General features: G+C 57.7%; 16 protein-coding genes and 1 tRNA gene. 7 read left to right on the top strand and 10 right to left on the bottom strand.

The window, feature by feature from the left end; all coding sequences use genetic code 11:
• Position 1: 1 nt before the first annotated feature.
• Positions 2-1,207, bottom strand: a complete 1,206-nt coding sequence (bcsN, locus tag AB6N07_RS10075; RefSeq protein ID WP_370677667.1) for a cellulose biosynthesis protein BcsN — start codon at positions 1,205-1,207, stop codon at positions 2-4.
• Between the two features lie 199 nt (positions 1,208-1,406).
• The gene (locus AB6N07_RS10070; protein ID WP_370677666.1) at positions 1,407-1,583 is read right to left on the bottom strand and encodes a hypothetical protein; all 177 of its coding nucleotides are present in this window, start codon (positions 1,581-1,583) and stop codon (positions 1,407-1,409) included.
• Between the two features lie 258 nt (positions 1,584-1,841).
• On the opposite strand from AB6N07_RS10070, the gene AB6N07_RS10065 reads away from it, so the two are divergent.
• The 7 genes from AB6N07_RS10065 (at position 1,842) to AB6N07_RS10035 (ending at position 11,512) form a co-directional block, all read left to right on the top strand.
• On the top strand, positions 1,842-4,898 hold the full coding sequence (locus AB6N07_RS10065) for a glycosyltransferase (RefSeq protein ID WP_370677665.1): 3,057 nt from the start codon (positions 1,842-1,844) through the stop codon (positions 4,896-4,898).
• 126 nt (positions 4,899-5,024) lie between these two features.
• Positions 5,025-5,948, top strand: a complete 924-nt coding sequence (locus AB6N07_RS10060) for an NAD-dependent epimerase/dehydratase family protein (protein ID WP_370677664.1) — start codon at positions 5,025-5,027, stop codon at positions 5,946-5,948.
• Positions 5,949-6,222: 274 nt separating this feature from the next.
• A complete protein-coding gene (gene rfbC, locus AB6N07_RS10055; protein ID WP_370677663.1) occupies positions 6,223-6,786 on the top strand; it encodes a dTDP-4-dehydrorhamnose 3,5-epimerase in 564 nt (187 codons plus the stop codon).
• Positions 6,787-6,831: 45 nt separating this feature from the next.
• Positions 6,832-7,896, top strand: a complete 1,065-nt coding sequence (rfbB, locus tag AB6N07_RS10050) for a dTDP-glucose 4,6-dehydratase (protein WP_370677662.1) — start codon at positions 6,832-6,834, stop codon at positions 7,894-7,896.
• Positions 7,893-8,783: a dTDP-4-dehydrorhamnose reductase gene (rfbD, locus tag AB6N07_RS10045; protein ID WP_370677661.1), complete on the top strand. Its 891-nt coding sequence runs from the start codon at positions 7,893-7,895 to the stop codon at positions 8,781-8,783. Before rfbB ends, rfbD begins: the two co-directional genes overlap by 4 nt.
• Positions 8,784-8,991: 208 nt before the next feature.
• Positions 8,992-9,864 carry a glucose-1-phosphate thymidylyltransferase RfbA gene (gene rfbA, locus AB6N07_RS10040; RefSeq protein WP_370677660.1) on the top strand — a complete coding sequence of 291 codons (873 nt, stop codon included), beginning with the start codon at positions 8,992-8,994 and terminating at the stop codon, positions 9,862-9,864.
• A gap of 763 nt (positions 9,865-10,627) precedes the next feature.
• On the top strand, positions 10,628-11,512 hold the full coding sequence (locus AB6N07_RS10035) for a glycosyltransferase family 2 protein (RefSeq protein ID WP_370677659.1): 885 nt from the start codon (positions 10,628-10,630) through the stop codon (positions 11,510-11,512).
• 190 nt (positions 11,513-11,702) lie between these two features.
• On the opposite strand, the gene AB6N07_RS10030 is transcribed toward AB6N07_RS10035, so the two are convergent.
• From AB6N07_RS10030 to AB6N07_RS09995, 8 genes are all read right to left on the bottom strand, one after another.
• Positions 11,703-12,104, bottom strand: coding sequence for a GtrA family protein (locus AB6N07_RS10030; RefSeq protein ID WP_370677658.1), 402 nt, complete (start codon positions 12,102-12,104; stop codon positions 11,703-11,705).
• 6 nt (positions 12,105-12,110) lie between these two features.
• Complete coding sequence (locus tag AB6N07_RS10025; protein ID WP_370677657.1) at positions 12,111-13,409, bottom strand: NAD(P)/FAD-dependent oxidoreductase; 1,299 nt, start codon at positions 13,407-13,409, stop codon at positions 12,111-12,113.
• A 3-nt stretch (positions 13,410-13,412) separates the two neighbouring features.
• Positions 13,413-14,360 carry an NAD-dependent epimerase/dehydratase family protein gene (locus AB6N07_RS10020; protein WP_370677656.1) on the bottom strand — a complete coding sequence of 316 codons (948 nt, stop codon included), beginning with the start codon at positions 14,358-14,360 and terminating at the stop codon, positions 13,413-13,415.
• A gap of 15 nt (positions 14,361-14,375) precedes the next feature.
• On the bottom strand, positions 14,376-15,125 hold the full coding sequence (locus AB6N07_RS10015; protein WP_370677655.1) for an SDR family NAD(P)-dependent oxidoreductase: 750 nt from the start codon (positions 15,123-15,125) through the stop codon (positions 14,376-14,378).
• A complete protein-coding gene (locus tag AB6N07_RS10010; protein ID WP_370677654.1) occupies positions 15,118-16,467 on the bottom strand; it encodes an FAD-dependent oxidoreductase in 1,350 nt (449 codons plus the stop codon). The genes AB6N07_RS10015 and AB6N07_RS10010 overlap by 8 nt, the downstream gene beginning before the upstream one ends.
• A gap of 6 nt (positions 16,468-16,473) precedes the next feature.
• Positions 16,474-17,997 (bottom strand): UbiA family prenyltransferase, encoded by a 1,524-nt coding sequence (locus tag AB6N07_RS10005; protein WP_370678215.1) that lies wholly within the window; start codon positions 17,995-17,997, stop codon positions 16,474-16,476.
• Between the two features lie 165 nt (positions 17,998-18,162).
• Positions 18,163-19,761, bottom strand: coding sequence for a hypothetical protein (locus tag AB6N07_RS10000; RefSeq protein WP_370677653.1), 1,599 nt, complete (start codon positions 19,759-19,761; stop codon positions 18,163-18,165).
• Positions 19,762-20,161: 400 nt separating this feature from the next.
• Positions 20,162-20,237 (bottom strand) — tRNA-Ile (locus tag AB6N07_RS09995).
• Between the last annotated feature and the right edge of the window lie 62 nt (positions 20,238-20,299).

Genomic DNA, 20,299 nt, shown 5'->3' with positions numbered 1-20,299 from the left:
GTCATTGCTCACCTAAGGCTGAGACGCCGAACGGGGAAGCCACAATGGGCGCTTGGCTTTCATGGGGGCAGGCCTTTCCATCACCCGGCGCGCAGTCGGCGCCGGCCGTCGTCTCATGCGGACGCAACGAACTTGGCAGGGCGGAAAGCTCGATCATCCGGGGCGGCTTGGGCGGAACCTCTGATGTCGCCGTCCCGCTGCCGGACGGAGCGCTTCCGGCGTCCTTGGCCTGAAGCGTCGGGCTGGCCAAGCCGCGGGGCGATGGCACCACCGCAACGGGCGCCGCCGAAGGCGAAACCGGCTGGCTGGACGCCAATTCGGAAGGATCTGGCACCGCTCCTAGCGCGGCTTGGCGCGTATCGGGTGCGGGGGCCTTCTTGTTCTGTGGCAACGGCGGCGACAGGGGTGAGGGAATGGCCTGCTCGAACGTCCGCGCCGGCGGCAGCGGCACCGAGCGCGGCGTGACGTCAAGTGAAGCAGGTTGGGGCGAAGTGGCTTGTGGCGCGCCGGCGCTTGCCGCCGCCAACCGGGCGGCCAACTGCGAGGGCGCGAAGATGCACTCGGTCGAGGGGGCAGCGCCCTGCGCGCAGACGGTCGCCCCACCGGCGGGCAGCACAATGCCATCGCCCTGCGGGCCCGTGGTTTGCGCAAAAGCCGCGGCGCCGTAAGGGTTCCACCCTTTGCTGTTGACGGCGGCCGTGATCGTGAAGCCGTACATGACCATCAACAGGTCATGTTCGCTGCGATGGGCGTCGCACATGCGGAAGCGAATCTGGATATCGCCGCGCGAGGTCACCGCCGACTTCTGATCGTCGGACGCCGCGATTTGCTGCCAGGCGTAAAGGCAGGTTTCCCCCGCCGTGCCCCGCCCGGAGGCATAGGAAAACGGGCCAAAGGCGTTTTGCAGGAAAACCGCCGACGGCACCATCGCCACCCCGGGGAAAGCGGCCCGGAGTTCCCGATCGAGGTCGGCCGCGGTCTTGATGGGGCGAGGATCGGGATCCTTGACGTTGGCCACCGCGCCCGAGGACAGGCGGATCTTGAAGTAGTTGTCGCCCGGCGTCGTTGAGGCCGTCGCCAGCATCACCGATTGCTGGAGACCGTCCGGATTGGTGCGTTGGAGCACGGCTGCGATCTCGGGACCACCCGGCGGCGGAAAGATCACCGCCTGCGACACGGCGACGCTTTCCACAGAGGCAAGGCGCACGATATCCGGCTGGCTCGCGCAGCCCGCCACACCCGCCGATACAACCAAAATGAGTAGTAATCTCTGTGTCATCGAAAAATCAATTCTAGGTTCAAGACTTCCACACGCAAATGTTTCAAAGAAACAATTGCAGCAACAAATGCGATATACATGACGAGAACTTGCTAATCATTAATACGAAATTACACTTAACACGACGTTAACCATACTGTTGATTATGGCAAAACGGTTCGCGAAAACTCACGCCGCGGCCATTCATCAGAAGTTGTTTCAAAACAAAAGGATAAGGCGCTTCCGGTGAACCCGTTTCACCAAAAGCGCCCCCATATTCATCCTGCATTCGGCAATAGCCCTGCTTTTTGTGCTGGACGGTCATCGGGTGCCGTCAGGCGGCGCCCCCGCGCGAGGCCGCCGACACGGAGCGCGAGGCGGATCCGGGTTCCCCGGCCGACGGCGCGAGCACCAACGGGCGGACAATCCAGTTTCTGGTGGCCTAAAAGCCAGTAGCGCTTCACATCGCCGAAAATCACCAATATGTCGTGGTTCTGGGTTGGGAGCGTTCACTCGACTCAACCAAGGGAATAAACTACCGCGTAAAAAAACTGCGAAATGCGGCAATTACCGAGGAATGAGGATGACCGAGGACCTTGGCCTTAGCGGACAGCGCTTTGTCCCGACGATTGGCGGCAACATCTTCCTCGAACATATGCATCGCTACCATCTCGCCCAAAATCTTGCCAAAGACAAAGATGTATTGGATATAGCGAGCGGCGAAGGGATAGGCTCCGCACTGCTGGCAAAGACAGCCCGCTCCGTCGTCGGAGTTGATGCGTCTCGCGATGCGGTCCTACAAGCCCAAAGTAAATATAAGAGTGAAAACCTATCTTTTGTGACAGGAGAGTATAGCTCCATACCCTTGCCAGAAAAGTCTATTGATACGGTCGTTGCCTTTGAGGCACAGCAATATATTGTAAATTATGACAAGTTCTTTTCAGAGATTAAGCGCGTTCTACGGGACGGTGGCGCATTGATCATATCAATTCCTGATAATTCCCACCGTGACAAGACAGATTCGCTAAACGAGCCAAGCGTAAGAGAATTATTCAAAGCCGATTTCGAAAAACGACTTCGCACGCATTTCTCTCACGTGACCATGCATGGTCAAAAAATTGGCTTTGGTTCCGTTATCGCCGCTGAAAATGAACCTAGTCTGTTTTTTGAAACCGATTCCAAGAACTATTCAACCACGGCGGGTGTGACAAATCCATCGGTCCTGATCGCGGTCGCATCGAACACTCCGGTACAGAGCGTAAGTGTCGGCGGACTATTCTCCCAGGATATCAAGGATTCCGAGCTGTTCTTGACAGCTCTGGACCTCGAGCGAGCCCAATGGTCCGACACCTTGATAAAAGACATCGACCAGATTACCGACGAAGTGGAGTTTTTGAAGCGAGAGAATTGGATGGGCCGTTCCTCTTTAGGAAGGCTCATCACTCACCTGATCTACGTTCAGTTTCTCTACACCCTATCGAAAATGCGGCTGGTTAGTTCCCGGCGACGGAAGAAATTGCTGAGATCGGCGGAGAAGAGAGATCCGATTTTGTTTTTACGCCGCTTGGATCAATTTTTTACCAACGTCCCCAAGAAAATTTCAAAAAATGAGGTTATCTCAGCGTTCCGTGAAAATATATTTTCGCGCCATGGATTGAGAGTGACGGCTATCGTGCCGAACTACAACCATGCCCGCTATCTCCCCCAAAGGCTCGACAGTATTCTATCGCAGACATATGAGTTGATAGACATCATCGTTCTCGATGATTGCTCTACAGATGACAGCAGATCGGTCATAGATTCTTATGTGGAGCGCTATCCGAAACGGATCCGAACCGTATACAATTCGGAAAACTCTGGAAACGTCTTTCGCCAATGGCAGAAGGGGCATGCGCACGCGACCGGCGATCTGATCTGGATCTGCGAAAGCGACGACTTTTGCGAGCCGACGTTCGTCGAGCGCATGATAGGCGCCTTTCGCGATCCCAGCGTGATGCTGGCCTTCGGCAGAATTCAATTCGCCGATAGTGAGGGGAATTTCATGGCCGGGCTGGACCGTTACCGCGAGGATAGCGAAGCCGGTATCTGGAACACGCCGATCGTTCGCCCCGCCGCGACTTGGTTTCGGGCCGGGTTTGGCGTGAAAAACGTCATTGCCAACGTGGGTGGCAGCCTGTGGCGCCGCTTTGATATTCCTGACCGGGTATGGGAAGAAGCTCGAAACTTCAGGATCATGGGGGATTGGTATCTCTATTCGGCCATAGCCGGTGGCGGCCAGATCGCCTATGAACCGAGCGCGACCAGTTCCTTCCGGATTCACCAGGGTAATACGTCGGGCCACGGCGCACAGTCCAAGCCGGAGTACTGCAAGGAATATTATCGGCTCATGGCGGCGCTGAAAGCGCGATGGGCCATCCCGGACGAAACGGTGGACCGGTTCTTGGCCTCTTGCCGCGGCGTTTTCCTGGCGGCCGGCGGGAGCAGCTCCGTTTTCGATGAGATCCTGGATGCGCCCACTCTCCGCGCCCTGCCCCAAAGCGACGTGCATGTTCTCATCGGAATTCTAAGCTTCTCTTTTGGTGGCGGCGAGATATTCCCCATTCATTTGGCGAACGCACTTCGCAGGCAAGGGATCATGGTGTCGATCCTGCAAATGAACAACATCGACTATCATCCCGACGTAAGATCAATGCTCGATCCGGGAATTCCCATTTACACAGCCAAGGATGTTCGCGAAGTCGGCGTCGAGCAGTTCTTGAAGAATGCCGGCATTTCCATCGTTCATTCGCATGTTGCCAGTGTGGAAGCGTTCCTGCTGGAGCAAAAAGGCGTTTCCATTCCCTATATCGTGACGCTTCATGGATCGTATGAGGCCATGAATATATCAGCGAAAAAGATTAGCCAGTGGAGCAGGAAGATCGACAAACTGGCTTACTTGGCGGACCGCAATCTCACTCCCTTCAAGGGCCTCAAGGTTGAGAGCAGCAAATTCCTGAAGGTGAGAAATGCGATGCCTGTCGATACCGTTCCTTTCCCTGGAGGCCGCCAGAAGCTGGACATACCTGAGGATGCCATTGTCTTTTCACTGGTCGGCCGAGGGGTGGAGGGCAAGGGCTGGGCGGAGGCCGTGAAGGCCTATCTTCTGCTGCGTCAACGGCGGCCGGAGGCGCGGATGGCTCTGCTGATGGCCGGCGAGGGGCCCTCTTCCGAGGCCGCAAGGCGCCTGGCCCAAGCGGATCCGTCGATCCATTTCCTCGGCTTCGTCAAAGAGATCTATGGGCTGTACCGCATGAGCGACGTAGCCCTGGTTCCGACGCGCTTTCCGGGCGAATCCTTCCCTCTTTGCCTGATACAGGCGCTTCAGGTCGGCGTGCCTTGCGTCGCCACGGACATTGGAGAGATCAAGACAATGTCTCAGATCGAGGGCAAGCAAGCCGGCATCATGATTTCAAACAACGCCGATGATGCCCAGTTCGTGGATGAGCTGACGGCGGCCATGGAATCGATATTGGATGTTGAGGTCCGTGCCGAACTTCAGGCCAATGCCAGGGCGCTCAGCGGGACATATGACATAGACGCCCTGGCGGGCGACTATATCGTGGAATATCGCTCTATATTAGAGCAGCGTTTAACTGCGTAATGTGTCGTAGACTAGAGCAATTCCAGCAAAAGTGGGAACCGGTTTTGCGTCTGGAATTGTGTAACAAAGAGACAGAGCTTTCCCCGTGAACTCATTTTCACAGGAGAAGCGCTGGTGGGAGTCCCAATGAAAATACTTGTGCTGGGAGGCGGCGGCTTCATTGGCTTCCATCTTGTCAATGACCTGGTCGCGGCCGGACATGTTGTCAAGGTTCTGGGCAGAAACCGGGTCCCATCTCGTCCATTGTTGCCTGACGTCCAATATATCTCGGGAGACTTGGCGGACAGCAAGCTTTTGCGAGACGCCTTGCAGGACGTCGACGCGGTGGCCCATCTTGCAAGTGGGACGGTGCCCGCCACAGCCGACAAGGATCCGGGCCGGGACATACAGATCAACCTTCTTGGCACCTTGAGCGTTCTGGACGACATGGCGGCGTGCGGGGTTAAGCGCCTGTTGTATGTGTCATCCGGTGGAACCGTTTACGGCAAGCCACAGGAAATTCCGATACCCGAAGGGCACATACTCGACCCGATCTCTTCCTACGGGATCGTGAAAGTCGCCATTGAATCCTACCTCAAGCTTTATGAAACAAAGTTCGGGCTGCGGCCGATCGTGATCCGTGCATCCAACCCCTACGGCCCCTACCAAGGCAATCTCGGTGTGCAAGGCATCATCGGCACCTATCTGAATCGGGCACTGAACCAACAGCCGCTCGAAATATGGGGCGATGGGTCGGCCATAAGAGATTACATCTACATCAAAGACCTTACGAGCCTTTGTGTCGCGGCGTTGGAAAGCGAAAAGATAGGTATCTATAACGGCGGCAGCGGGACAGGAACATCCGTGTCGCACATCGCCGAGGTTATTAGCGAAGTCGTCGGCAGTCCGATACCGATCATCTATAAACCCGCTCGTAGTCTTGATGTCCCCATCTCGGTTCTTGATATCGAGCGCGCCAAGCTGGACTTCAATTGGGATACCAAGATCGGATTGAGGGAAGGCGTAGCCAGTGTCTGGTCATGGCTGAAAGCCAACCATGCCGCTTCGTAGGGCAGTTGGAGGCCTGAACGGGCTGCGTCATGTGGGGCCATGGGCGTTCGCGCATCAATGGACATATTCGGCTGGATAAAACCGGGGCAACGGCGTGGCGGTCTTTGTTTCCGTGATAACGCTGATGAAAAACAAGTCCCTAACCAACTATGTATGCACACTGATCCAAAAGGGCGGATATGCTGGAAGACGGGTAGAGGCGAGCAACGATTTCCATCGGTGAAAGCGGTCAATCTATCTGGTCGATGTGGGGCAATCCTGGAGCCAACCATTCATGCAAATTGCGTCTTTTCCGATTTCTGGTCCGACCCTGATTGTCCATCATCGCAACGTCGATAGCCGTGGATATTTCTTGGAGACCTTTCGACTGGATCTATTTGAGCAAGTGGTCGGGCAGGTTGTCTTCGTTCAGGACAATCAGTCGATGTCAGCCGAGGTTGGAACGGTGCGTGGCCTGCATTTCCAGCTCAATCCGAAGGCGCAGGGCAAGCTTGTCCGCTGCCTTGCCGGCGCGGTCCTGGACATTGCCGTCGATATCCGCCGGGGATCGCCAACCTACGGCCAGCACGTCAAGGTCGAGCTGTCCGCCGAGAATGATCATCAGCTGTGGATACCATCCGGCTTTGCGCATGGGTTCTGCACCTTGGAGCCAAACAGCGTCATCGCCTACAAGGTCACCGATTACTACAGCCCCCAGCATGACCGCGGCCTGCGCTGGAACGACCCGGCGCTCGACATCGACTGGCCGGTGACCGAGGACAAGGCCGTTCTTTCGGCCAAGGATCGGGTGCAACCGCTTCTCGCCGAACTCGATTCCAACTTCGTCTTCGCCGGCTGAGTTCCCGCTGGCCTTTCTTATCTTTTCCTGAGGCAGGGTATTCTCATGCGCGTTCTCGTCACCGGCGGCGCCGGTTTCATTGGGTCAGCCGTCGTCCGCCATCTCGTGCTCGTCAAGGGCTACGAGGTGCTGACCGTCGACAAGCTCACCTACGCCGGCACGCTCACCTCGCTGCGGGCCGTCGACAATCATCCGAACCATCGTTTCCTCAAGGCGGACATCTGCGACCGTCAGGCGATCACCGAGGCCTACGACAGCTTCCGGCCGGACCGGGTGATGCATCTCGCCGCCGAGAGCCACGTCGACCGTTCGATCACCGGCGCGCGCGACTTCGTCGAGACCAACGTCATCGGCACCTTCACCATGCTGGAGGCGGCGCGCCTTTATTGGAATGGTCTTTCCGACGGCGAGAAAGCCGCCTTCCGCTTCCTGCATGTGTCGACCGACGAGGTCTATGGATCGCTTGGAGACGAGGGCCTGTTCACCGAAGAGACCTCTTACGATCCCTCTTCGCCCTATTCGGCGTCGAAGGCATCGTCGGACCATCTGGCCAAGGCCTGGCAGCGGACCTATGGCTTGCCGGTCGTGGTGTCCAATTGCTCCAACAATTACGGCCCCTATCACTTCCCCGAGAAGCTGATCCCGCTGATGATCATCAATGCCCTTGAGGGCAAGCCGCTGCCGGTCTACGGCAACGGCGCCAACATCCGCGACTGGCTGTATGTCGAAGACCACGCCCGCGCGCTCGACCTGATCGCCGAGCGTGGCCGTCCCGGCGAGACCTACAACGTCGGTGGCCGCAACGAGCGGAAGAACCTCGACGTGGTCCAGACGATCTGCGCACTGATGGATCGCCACCACCCGGCCGGCGCCCCGCATGACCGCCTGATCACCTATGTCGCCGATCGTCCCGGCCATGACGTCCGCTACGCCATCGACGCGACAAAGCTGGAAAGGGAACTCGGCTGGAAGGCCGAGGAGAACTTCGAGAGCGGTATCGACAAGACGGTGCGGTGGTATCTTCAGAACGACTGGTGGTGGGCGCCGCTGCGCAAAGGCTATGATGGTAGCCGCCTCGGTCTCCTCAAACCGGCAGAGACGAAGGCATGATCCGCCGCATCCTGGTGACCGGGACCGATGGACAAGTGGTCGGCTCGCTCCTCGAAAAAGCGGCGACACGGACCGACATCGAACTGCTGCCGATCGGCCGACCGGAGCTCGATCTCGCCGCCACGGACAAGATCGCCCCGGCGATCGAAGCGCTGAGGCCCGACGTCATCCTGTCGGTGGCCGCCTATACGGCGGTCGACGCCGCGGAAAGCGACGAAGCGACGGCGCTCGCCGTCAACGGCACGGCGGTCGGCGAGATCGGCAAGGCGGCGGCACGGCTCGGCGTACCGGTGGTGCATCTTTCCACCGACTATGTGTTCTCCGGCGACAAGCCTTCGCCTTATGTCGAGAGCGATCCCACGGGGCCGCTGTCGGCCTATGGCCGCACCAAGCTGGCCGGAGAACTGGCGCTCGCCACCGCCACGGCCAACCATGCCATTCTCAGGACGGCCTGGGTCTACTCGCCCTTCGGCAAGAACTTCGTCAAAACCATGCTGCGGCTTGGCGAAACGCGCGATAGCCTCGGGGTCGTTGCCGACCAGATCGGCAACCCCACCTCGGCGCTGGATATCGCCGACGGTCTTCTCAAGGTGGCGGGCAACCTCATCGCCTCGGGCGACCCGGCCCTGCGCGGCATCTTCCATATGACCGGCGATGGCGAGACGAGCTGGGCGGGCTTTGCGGCGGAAATCTTCCGCCTGTCGGCGGCCCTCGGCGGCAAGTCCGTCACGGTCGATCCGATCCCGACCAGCGCTTATCCGACGCCGGCAAAAAGGCCGGGCAACTCACGGCTCGACTGTGGCAAGATCGAGCGGCTGCACGGCGTTCGCCTGCCAAACTGGCAGGGCTCGACGGAACGGGTCGTCCGGCGGCTCGTCGCCGGCTGACAGAAGAATCATGAACTCGGCGCCACACGGGTTTCAGAGCCTGACTCGAAATTCGCTGGGGTGAGGCAGATGGCGACGAGTTCGAGAACCGGAGCGGAGCGAACTTGAGGTTCGTGAGCACCGGAAGCGCAGAAATCGAAGCTAGATGCCCGCCCCAGTAGAGTTTCGGGGCAGGCTCTCAGGCAGTGACTTAATGGGAGGTCGTTTGATGAAGGGGATCATTCTAGCCGGCGGCTCGGGCACGCGGCTGCATCCGATGACGCTGGTGACATCCAAGCAGCTGATGCCGATCTACGACAAGCCGATGATCTACTATCCGCTGTCCGCCCTGATGCTGGCCGGCATCCGTGACATCCTGATCATCTCGACGCCGCACGACCTGCCGAGCTTCCGCCGGCTGCTGGGCGATGGAGCGCAGTGGGGCATCTCGCTTTCCTATGCCGAGCAGCCGTCGCCGGACGGCCTCGCTCAGGCCTATATCATTGGCGCCGACTTCGTCGGCTCCGAGCCATCCTGCCTGATCCTGGGCGACAACATCTTCCACGGCCACGGCCTCACCGACCTGTTCGCCAGCGCGGCGTCGCGCTCGGAGGGCGCGACGGTGTTCGCCTATCACGTCACCGACCCCGAGCGTTACGGCGTGGTGGAGTTTGACGCGACAATGCGGGCGATGTCGATCGAGGAAAAGCCCGCCAAGCCGAAGTCCAACTGGGCGGTCACCGGGCTCTATTTCTATGACAAGGATGTGGTGGATATCGCCGCCAACTTGAAGCCTTCGGCGCGCGGCGAACTCGAGATCACCGACGTCAACAAGACCTATCTTGAGCGCGGCCGTCTCAATGTCGAGCTGATGGGCCGGGGCTACGCCTGGCTTGATACCGGAACGCCCGACAGCCTTCTGGAGGCAGGCGACTTTGTCGGCACGCTGCAGCGCCGGCAAGGCATCAAGATCGCCTGCCCCGAGGAGATCGCCTTCCGCAACGGCTTCATCGACCACAACCAGCTGGAGGCCCTTGGAAAGAAGCTCGGAAAGAGCGAATACGGCCGGTATCTTCTCAATCTACGCTCCGGGCTGATTTGACCCGAAATGTTTCCGGTGAACTGTTTCACCGGAAACACTCCCGCACGCGACCAGCACCCAATCTCCGACGTTTGAATCGACGGCGCGACGGCTAATGCCAAGGTGCCTTGAAAATAACCCTTGGTATTCTGCTTGTCGATCTCTCATGTCCCTGATGCAAATGAGAAATCGACAATGGTTCAATGAGCGGATGCGTCAGCATCTTCGACAATTGGTATAATCGTCGACGAAAGCAACGTATCTGGGGTATGCGGCCGAGCTTTGCCGCATCGATCGACCTTCTCCCATTCAAACACGCGTTGGCCGGCGCAGTTTGCGCCTGTTACAAACCCCTTCGCTCGCGGCAATTGCGAGCGAAGTGCACGCCTCTATCAAACCGTTCATCCACAGCCCTTGTCACAATCGCAAAATCTAAGCCCAGAGCGACCGATTCAGGCAACACAAGGTTGCGTTTGCGTTGCATTTTGGAAGAAGGAGTGAGAGAAATCGGACGGTGGGATATTTAACGAGTTGGCTTTGGGCGGTGGCACAGATTTTTCTGTCCAACGAGGCGACGAAACAGTTTGGAACAATTCAGCAGCGGAAAGCGTGTTCATCGCGGAAGCTGCAATGATAGCGTGCAAGGCCTATAGCATGATCAGGTAAAAACTAATGTCTCTGAGTATGAGGAATATTTCCTCACCCAGAGACAGCGTTATTCGGAACCTTTTCATATCGACAGCGGTTGTCTAGAGCGCCAGCTACGCGAGCTAAGACTGTTGCCATGCCCCTGGCGGCAACTCATGGAGAATATCTATTGCCAGACGTATGTTTCTCAGTTGTAACGGTGCTCTACAATAGCAATGCTGTTGTCTTTGACATGCTAAGCAGCATTCCGCCGGGAATCGAGATCATACTCGTTGACAATGGAAACGACTCGCCTGATCTATCGAAGTTACCCAGCGGGGCCAAGTACTTTAAAAGTGGCAAGAATATTGGGTTTGGACAGGCCTGCAACTTCGGAGCAGAAGCCGCAACTGGTGATTTTATTCTTTTCCTAAATCCAGATGCAATCCTGATGGGTGGCTTCTTCGATGCATTACGTATTGCTGTAAATAATTACGCTGACTGCTCAGCTTTTTGCGCAGCAACCTATGTACAAAGCCGCCTTCACTTCCAAAACATAACATGGATTGAGTGCAAGCTGAAAGGCGAGCGTCCAGCCATGATATTGGACACCAATTTTTCCGGCGACTGCTGTGTACGTTTTGCCAACGGGGGAGCGTTTGCCATCCGCCGGTCATTGTTTCTTGAGATGGGGGGATTTGATCCAAATATCTTCTTGTATTTTGAGGACGACGACTTGAGTTGGCGCCTCCTGCAAAGCGGCCAGCCTATTATCTTGGTCTCCGATGCCAAGGTTGAGCATGTCCTTGGTAAATCGACCCCCCCGAGCCGGTTCGTGGAATTCTTGCGCGGCTACGGAAAAGAAAGCTCAATAGCCTATCTGAGCTGCAAGTATGGCTTACAAGATAGAGCAAATTTTGTTCTTTTGAAAATCATCAAGAAAATAATCATATCCTCTCTAAGCTTCAATATGCGCCGGCTCTACCACCAGCTTGGACGGTTAAAAGCAAGAATTGAGCGACCGACAACTCAGGTTGATTGAATACGGAGAGCATCCGGTCGACGACCTTCACGTCGAGGTTCGGACGGCTGAGGGTCAGCTTTAGATGTTCGGCGGCTTCGACCGTCCCGGTGGCCCGCCTTAGTCGAGCTTCCTCGCAAAGCCACACGACACGCCGCCGACGGCTCCCAAGCCATCTCTTCGACGCGCATCAATGCCGCGGGTCGCCACCTCAGGAAACATCTCTGGCAAAGGTATAGAAGCGATGGCCGAAATAGCTGACAACGGCCGGCGCCAGCACGCCAATGACGTGAGCGACGTCTTCCGGGTGCCAAATGAACCCGATGGCGGGAAAGACGATTCTGGCCAAGGCAACGCTGATTGACCAGACCATGGCAAGGGACACGAGATTGACCATGGTGAAGCGCCACAATTCCGAGGCTAAAGACCGTCCAGAGGGTACGAAGACAAAGATCCTGGCCAGCACATAGGCGGTCAGCATGCCGAGCAGATAGGCAAGGACGACGGCAATCTCAAACCGGACGAAATAGCTCAGGCCATAGCGACTGCCGAGATTGACAATCGCTGCGACGCCACCGGTCATCAGGAAACGAAGGAACTCTCGCGAAAGCATGCAGGCCTACCCCCACACCGACGGATCGTCGATGGCCGCTGCCATCAACCGGCCATATCGTGCGCCTTCGGAAATGCCCCGGTCTTCCGGATAATAGAAACAAGTGTCGGCGATCTGCAATCCGGCAATGGAGGTCTGGACCGGGGGAATGTGCGCGGCGAACCCGGGCGGGCACACCGGTTGGGCATGGGTCAGCCGCCCGACGCGGGCGGCGATCAGATCGGCGTCGGTCAATTGCGGGTTGACCAGCTTGAGATAACCAAAGGCTTCGGCCAACAGTTCCTCATTCGACATTGCCCACTTCGGGTTGGTCACCGGCATATAATAGGGCACGTAGACGATGGTATCGCCGGTCTGGCGGAGATTGGAAAACTCGACGATGCCGGGGATGGCGATGCGGTTGTCGGTGATGTTGACCCAGAAGTGCGGCGTGACCGACCGCTTCAATTTGAAGATCAGGCAGGCGACGCCGATGTTCAGGATGGCCTCGTAGGCCGCCTTGCTCGCCGCCGGCAAGGTTGGGACAAGGTCCGGTATCAGGGAAATGGGCACGGTTGAGATCACCGCGTCGTAGGCTTCTTCCTGTCCGCCCGCGACCACGCCGGTGACACGACCGCCGATACTGACAATCTCCGACACTGGCGCCGACAGGCGTATTTCACCGCCGAGGCGCTCGATGGCGCCGACCAGCGCCGTCACCAGGGTTTCGCTTCCCCCGTCGATGTAGCCGAGTTCTTCCTGCATCAGGGACCGGCGCGAGGAGCCCACCCGCTTGATGCGGGTCCAGATCCATGCCGCCGAGACATTGTCGGCATATTGATAGAACTTCAGGTCGAACAGCGGCCGCCACAGCTTGTCGTAGACCCGCTTGCCGCACCAACGTTCGATCCACGACTTGGCGGCGGTGGTCTCCAGATTGCCCGGGCTTTTCCGCTTGACGGAAACAAACATCATCAAGCCATAGCGCAGCTTATCGATCAGGTTCAGCGCCGGAAAGCGCAACAAAGCGAGGGGGTTACCCCACTCGTGCAGCGCCCCGTCGACAAAATAGCCCATCGACGTCGGCACCCAGCGCATGCGATCGCCGATCCCGAGTTCCTCCATCAAGTCGAAGGTCGCCTGATCCGGCTTGCACACGAAGTGATAGTAACGTTCGATCGACAGGCCATCGAAATCGAAATGGGCGGCCATGCCGCCAGCCACCGCGTCAGCCTCGTAAACGGTGACGCGATGCCCGGCCTTGACTGCGTGATAGGCAGCGGCCAGCCCCATGGCGCCGCCGCCTATGATTGCGACTCGCTTCACGGCTCAAAACTCCAGCACGATGTCGGAATAGGTCGGATCCTGGAAGGTCTGATGCAGCGCATCCGCCAGAGGCGTCGCTTTCACGCCGAATATCCCCGGCCAGTCGATGACTTCGAACACGTCCGGTGTGACCAGCGCCTTGAGCTGCTGGGTGGTAAAGGGCGGATCGCGATCGACCAGAGCATAGGTCTTGAGCAGCAACCAGAATAGCGAATAGGGAATCCGGACAATGGGGGTCGAGGCGCGGATCGCCGTCTTCACCGCGCGGATCAGATCTATATAGTCGATCTTTTCCTGGCCCGAGATGTTGAACGCCTGGCCCGGTCGGGGCGTTTCGATACAGGAAATGATGATCTCGCACAGATCGCCGACATAAAGCGGCTGGCGCAGGTAACGCCCCGAACCTGGCACCGGGAAGATCGGAGAGCGTTGAATGAAACGGGCGAGCCAGCCGAGGTGCTTGCGATCGAACCAGCCGAACATCAAGGTCGGCCGCAAGACGCAGACCGGCAGGCCGCTGGCGACCACGAGCTTCTCCTGGGCCTTCTTGGATTCGGTGTAGAAGTCGCGGGCTTGCGAATTGACCACCGACGAGCTGATGTGAACCACGTTGGCGACGGCATGACGCAACGCCGCGGCGACGGCATGCTCGCTGGCAGTAATGTTGTTGCTGGTGAAGGGCCGTTCGTCCACCCCGCCGATCTGGGCGTGGTTCAGCACCACGGTGTCGGCCCCGGCGAAGGCGTCTTGCCAAGCACCGGCGTGGGCCATGTCGGCCTCGATCACCTCGACGCCGGGATGCAGTTTCGCCAGGATCGCCGTATTGGCGGGATGTTTGTCGATGGCGACGATATGGCCTATTCCGCGCGCCTCCAGCCGCTGGATCAGATTTTGGCCCACCAGGCCGGCGCCACCGGTAATAACGATCTTTCGCTCGCTCGAAATCGGCACAACAGCCCCCAGAGGTCAGAGTTTGGTCTTGTGGAAGATGGCCGCCGGAACGTTGCGGACAATTGCCATGATGAAGCGCCAGAAGGCTGGGGCATAGACGATCGGCTTCCCCTTGACCGCCGAGGCGACGATGATGGCACCAAGCGTCTCCGGCTTGGCCCACAACAGCCCCTTGCGGGTAATCCCCGCGGTCATCGGCGTGTCAACGAAGCCGGGCTTGATCAACACGGCACGGGCCCCACTGCCAGCCAGACGATGAGCGATACCCTGGACCAGCACGCCAAGGCCGGCCTTCGATGCACCATAAACATAGTTCGACCGCCGCCCGCGATCACCGGCCACCGAGCCTATGACAACAAGAACGCCGAAGCCCTGCCGTTCGAGAACCGTCGCGCCGGCCTGACACCAGGCGGCGGCACTGGTGAAGTTGGTGCGGAACAGATCGGCGGTCGCCTTGGGGTCCGTTTCGAATTCGGCCTGATCGCCGAGCGCGCCATAGGCCAGCAACAGCACATCTAGACCACCGAGCGTCTCGACAAATCCCGTCAACGACGCCACGGCATCGGCGGTGGCACAATCCAGACCGACGGTGGTCGCGCCAGCGGCGCCACGCACCAGCAAGTCCTTGGCGATCGCCTCCAGCCGGGTCACATCGCGTCCGACCAGGATCATCTCGGCGCCTTGCCCGGCCCATCGCCGCGCCGCGGCTTCCGCCATGGCCGAGGTGGCGCCCAGGATCACGATACGCTTCACAACATCAGTCATCGAGTGAGACCCTTCGCCAGAAATCGGAATTCATCTTGGGATCCTTCAAGCCAGCGAAGCGCTGCCAATCGGGAAAGGAACGCCGGAACATGTCGGCGGGCATGCGCCCGTCTTTCGCCGGATAGAGTGCGCCACCGGCATCGGCCACGATCCGGTCGAGCCGGGCCATCAGAGCCAGCGTCTCGACGCCGCGATTGGGAAAGTCGAGGGCCAAGGTGGCACCAGGGCGCGGAAACGACAACAGGCCGGGCGAGGCAACATCGCCGAATGTCTTGAGCACAGCCAGGAACGAGGCCTGACCCGAGCGCGATATTTCGTCGAGAAGAACGCCCATCACGGCGCGGTCGCTGCCGGGTGGAACGACGCACTGGTATTGCATCATGCCGCGCCGACCATAGAGGCGATTCCAGTTCAAGACGGCGTCGAGCGGATAGAAATAGGTCGCATAGTGCTGGCGCTGGTGGCGAGGCTTCATCTTGTGAAGGCGGAAATAGAACTCATTGAAGGCCGCGACCGAAAGGCGATTGAGCGCAAAACCGGGCAGTTCGAGCGGCATGCTCTTCCAGGTTCGGTCGGAATGGATGGTATACGCACCGTCGGAGGCCCAATTGGCGCGGGTGAAGACACCGCGTCCCGTCCGAGCGCCACGGCTCATGCAGTCGATCCAGGCGACGGTATGTTCGTGACTGACCGTGCTTTCGTCAGCCAGAGCCCAGAAGGCACCCAGATTGTCGTAAGGGATGGTTTCGACATCAAGATAGGCGCTGCCTACCCGGACCAGCTGCAACTCGACCCATTCAATCACGCCCGTCAGACCGAGACCGCCGATGGTCGCGGCGAACAAATCCGGCCGGTCGTTCGGGCCGATGGTCAGACGCGCCCCATCGCCGCTGATCAGGCCGAGCGATCGGACACTGCACCCCATGCTGCCGAAGCGATGGTGATTTTTGCCGTGGACGTCGTTGGCAACGGCGCCACCCAACGTAACGAAACGCGTTCCCGGAGTCGTCGGCAAGAACCAACCCTGCGGCACCACGACCTGCAGGATATGCGACAGGCTGATGCCGGCCTCGGCAACCAGTCGACCGGTGTCGCGATCGAAGGAGATGAAGCGATCGACGCCGGTCATGTCGATAAGAAGGCCGGGGCCGTTGAGACAGGAGTCCCCGTAGGATCGGCGCAGACCGGTCGCCAACCGACTGGGCCGCGTGGCGTCAACGGCGAGACCGGAGAGTTGATCGGCAAAGGTCGGATGGGCGAGCCGTTGAGGTTCGCGTCGTACCCTTCCCCAGGAAAAGACGTCGGTGCGGTCGGTGAAGCGGGGTATCGAAGATCTGAGCATGTATGCCTACACCATTGCCGCAACGAATAAGGCCGTCATTGTCGCGCCGTAGAAAAGGGAAACCTTATCCTTCAGCGCGTAGGCGACGGGGTCGTCGTGCAGATCACCCCGATGGCAGACCAACCAGATGCGAGAGAGAAACAGGAAGATGACGATCGGGAAGCCCCAGAGAAAATCGGGCCGATGATAAACCCCTGCCGGGAAGGCATCATCAATGAGATAGAGCACCATGATCAGCACCGTCGCCAAGGTGGATCCGACGCCCAGTGCTAGGACCAGTGGCGCATCGGCGGCTTCATAGCCGCGCCCCAAGGTTCGCTCGAGGCCGTGTTCGGCCATGCGCTTGATCTCGGTCAGACGCTTGGCCAAGGAAAGCGAAAGAAAGGTAAACATGGAGAACACGATCAGCCACGGCGACGGCTTGGCGTGGGTGATGGCAATACCGAGGGCCAGACGAAGACTGAACATCGTGGCGAGGAGAAAGACGTCGATGATCGGCTCGCGCTTGAAGCGGAAAGAATAGGCGAGGCTGATAACGAGGTAGAGCGACAAAACCCCGACCACAGCAGGCCCGAGCGCCAATCCCGCGGCCAGCGAGCCCAGGCCACAGCTGGCAATAAGGGTGACGCCGCCAATAATCGATAGCCGACCGCTGGCCAGGGGACGATTTCGCTTCGACCAGTGCTGGCGATCCTCGGAAAGGTCCCACAAGTCATTGAGAACATAGGTCGCCGACGCAAGCAGGCCGATGGCGATGAAGCCGATCAGCACACGCAGCCAATCCCAGGGGTCGAACAGTTGGCCGCTGAGAATCAACGGCACGAACACCAAGCCGTTCTTGACCCACTGATGCAGACGCAGACTGCGCCGCAGCACGGCAAGTAAGCCGCCGCGGCCCGTGGCGGTATGCAGCCATTGGCCATTTTGAGGAAGCGCCGCTTTTGGACCGGCCGTGGGTCCAACAACAATGGTACCGACGGCCGCTTTCCAGATGGCTGGATCGACCGAAGAATCGCCAGCATAGACAAAGCCTTCTGGAAATCGCTTGGCCAACAGGCTCGCCTTGTCGGCTCCCTTGAGACCGCCGCCTTCGTCGGAAGCGATGATCTCGGCAACGAAGGGGTAGTGCGCGGCCACCCGTTCGGCAATCGCCCGATCCGCCGCCGTCGTCAAGACAACGCGTCGGCCGAGGCTCGCTTCGCGTTCGGCAAAGGCGACGACTTCCGCCACCGACGGAAGATAGGCGATGTCTTCGGCGGTAAGAGATGACAGTATTTGGGTTTTGAAATACCCCCTCCCCCGCATCAACCAGCTAGGCGCCTTGAAAACAGCCAGCCCGCGTCGCCTGATGAAACAGACCACAGCTTCATGGAGCGTATCTGTCGCCAGAAGCGCCCCATCCATATCCAGGACGAGGGGAACAGATAAACCGAAATTCAGAGATGGAATTTTCTCTTCACCCGTTTCCACATCAAAGTCCATTTTACGGCTTTTCTTCTGTTCAGCCCGGCAATCTAAATACCGGATCATCAAAACCACAGGCTATGACTTGAAGTCACCTTGATAAGACGGATTTCGTTCAGAACGACGTCGCGAAATGACGCATTCCGCTTTTCGACTCGCCGAAATCAAGGTCGCTCAGATACCCACCCCAAATCGAATTTAGCGCGCCTTCACCGACGGAGCCACCGCGTTTCAGTTCCACGCCACATCGCAGCCGGAAACCACCGTCCTATTCATTCCAGCTAACAACCCAGTGAATCCAACACTGGAATCGATGAGGCTCTTTTGACCCGGCGGCGTGTCCGACTGACAGACGACGACCGCGCCGATCGGCAGCCCACCAAGGTACGGCTTGGGGTCTTCCAGAATATCTTTCAGACGATCGTCCTTCGCCCAAGACGGGACCATCAAGCTCCGTCTTTCCGCGTAATAGGAAAGCTCCGAGGACCAGTCATAACCAAACCCGATGATAACGCTATCCTGAGGCGTTTTTTCCTTGATGAATCTAGCCAGTTGCATCGTTTGGCTGTCTTGAAGACTAGCCCCGTTCCGCACGGCGTGAAAATAACTCTGGCCGCCGGCAAAGAATACAAACTCGCAACTGATCATCAAGACAAATAAAGAAACAACTCCGAGCAACGGTCGAACTCGTTCGACCTCATGGACAACAAAGGCAACCGCAAGGATCAGATAGATTGAAATGGCATATTGATAATAGTTATGAACAAAATGCAGGTTTGAAAATAGCAAAAGCCCCCCGAAAAATCCAGGGAGCACCAATAGAGCACTCTTCATGCACTTCGGCTTCAGAAAGAAAACAACTCCAAATAATAATATGACGACCTCTAGCGACGCAACGGTTTGTGGGAAAATTCTACTGTGAACCACCAGCCAGAAAGGCCAACTGACCCTTTGCGCCCAGGATCCAAAATTCCAGCTCGTCAAGGCTGCCGACGTAAGGCTGTCTCCGAATGAATTCAGCGCCTTGCTTTGATCGGACCATTTCAACCAAAATTCAAAAAGGACGATGGAGACGATAACAGGCAGTACAAGCGGAAAAAATCTGAATACTTCGAAAATAGCCTTTCGGAAGGTGCGTTCGCCTTCCAGTTTGCTCGGCACGATCCGCCACATATAATCCAGAGCGATAACGCCCGCGACGATCGCCGCGGGTAGGAAAGTTGTGATCTTCTGCAAAGCTGCGAGCGTGGCAAAAAGTGTGGCAAAGGCTAGCTTCAGCAAAGATGGCGCCTGAACCCAGCGGATGACGCACGCAATGAAGCTGAGAGAAGCAAAAAGCGCGACCGATTCAATCATGAAAGTCCGCGACCAAAACAGGTAAATTGGCGATATCAAAAATAATATGACCGAGATTAGAAACACATCGCGCGATTTATAAAAATATCCGCTGATGACGCGCAGGGGTATCAACGTAAGCAAGAAAAATGCATAGGAAACACTTCGGCCGGCCCCATCGAGCGGTAAACCGGAAACTCTGGACACCCCCAGGACCATCCACTGATAAATAGGAAACTCGAACGGAATTGCCCAGGGTGCACCGAGGACTGGCGTTTCATAATTGAGAAGCGCCCCTCCATGACCCATCCAGTAAACCGATAGTGCCGTCTGCGTTTGCCGGAATGCATGCGCATCGAGAATAGGATAAGAAAATCCGAGAATGAATATCCAGACAGACTGAACCGCGGCCAAAAAAACTAAAAAAAGCAAAAATGTCCTTGAGAGGCGCATTTTCAGAAAAAGATTCAGTACATAGCAAGCTTTCGTCCGCATTTATACCGCCTGATCCAGTTTATTTTATTTCGAAACTCTTCGAGATAGAACGAAGAAGACAGCTTGTAGCCACAGTAATATTGCGTAATAATCTCCGCCGAGTGTCACTGGCGAGTCACTATTGCGCATTGATATGTCTGGGTAAGTTAGAGGACAACGGTTCTCCCCTCAAGCGTGTATCGAGCGCGCAGCCCCCCGTAGCCGACACGCCGCCGTTGGTGAGCAAGCTCTGCATGCCACCTTTCGTTCATCCCTGGTTATGAGAGCGATGCCTTTTTCGAAACACACCCGCATTGTTGCGACACCGGAGACACTTTTCTCGATCTCCGGACCGCCGTGCGCGAATGTAGAGATTTCCGGAGTAACACCGAAAGCGCCGTTCAATCAAAGCAGTTGAAAGTGGTGGGCCCGGCAGGACTCGAACCTGCAACCAGACCGTTATGAGCGGCCGGCTCTAACCATTGAGCTACAGGCCCATCAAGTACTTAGCGGATCACCGACAGGTTTTGGACCGTTTATGGATCGCGCTCGTCCCCTT

Source organism: Pleomorphomonas sp. PLEO, from assembly GCF_041320595.1.
Taxonomy (GTDB): domain Bacteria; phylum Pseudomonadota; class Alphaproteobacteria; order Rhizobiales; family Pleomorphomonadaceae; genus Pleomorphomonas.
Note: the sequence above shows the minus strand (reverse complement) of the source record. Positions and strands in the feature narration are given on the sequence as shown.

What these genes read in the sequence shown, in the direction of transcription:
- rfbA (WP_370677660.1), top strand. Translation starts at nt 8,992, where the DNA reads ATGAAGGGGATCATTCTAGCCGGCGGCTCGGGCACGCGGCTGCATCCG.
- AB6N07_RS10030 (WP_370677658.1), bottom strand. Translation starts at nt 12,104, where the DNA reads ATGCTTTCGCGAGAGTTCCTTCGTTTCCTGATGACCGGTGGCGTCGCA.
- rfbB (WP_370677662.1), top strand. Translation starts at nt 6,832, where the DNA reads ATGCGCGTTCTCGTCACCGGCGGCGCCGGTTTCATTGGGTCAGCCGTC.
- AB6N07_RS10065 (WP_370677665.1), top strand. Translation starts at nt 1,842, where the DNA reads ATGACCGAGGACCTTGGCCTTAGCGGACAGCGCTTTGTCCCGACGATT.
- AB6N07_RS10010 (WP_370677654.1), bottom strand. Translation starts at nt 16,467, where the DNA reads ATGCTCAGATCTTCGATACCCCGCTTCACCGACCGCACCGACGTCTTT.
- AB6N07_RS10035 (WP_370677659.1), top strand. Translation starts at nt 10,628, where the DNA reads ATGCCCCTGGCGGCAACTCATGGAGAATATCTATTGCCAGACGTATGT.
- AB6N07_RS10070 (WP_370677666.1), bottom strand. Translation starts at nt 1,583, where the DNA reads ATGACCGTCCAGCACAAAAAGCAGGGCTATTGCCGAATGCAGGATGAA.
- AB6N07_RS10060 (WP_370677664.1), top strand. Translation starts at nt 5,025, where the DNA reads ATGAAAATACTTGTGCTGGGAGGCGGCGGCTTCATTGGCTTCCATCTT.
- AB6N07_RS10000 (WP_370677653.1), bottom strand. Translation starts at nt 19,761, where the DNA reads ATGCGGACGAAAGCTTGCTATGTACTGAATCTTTTTCTGAAAATGCGC.
- rfbC (WP_370677663.1), top strand. Translation starts at nt 6,223, where the DNA reads ATGCAAATTGCGTCTTTTCCGATTTCTGGTCCGACCCTGATTGTCCAT.
- AB6N07_RS10005 (WP_370678215.1), bottom strand. Translation starts at nt 17,997, where the DNA reads ATGATCCGGTATTTAGATTGCCGGGCTGAACAGAAGAAAAGCCGTAAA.
- AB6N07_RS10015 (WP_370677655.1), bottom strand. Translation starts at nt 15,125, where the DNA reads ATGACTGATGTTGTGAAGCGTATCGTGATCCTGGGCGCCACCTCGGCC.
- rfbD (WP_370677661.1), top strand. Translation starts at nt 7,893, where the DNA reads ATGATCCGCCGCATCCTGGTGACCGGGACCGATGGACAAGTGGTCGGC.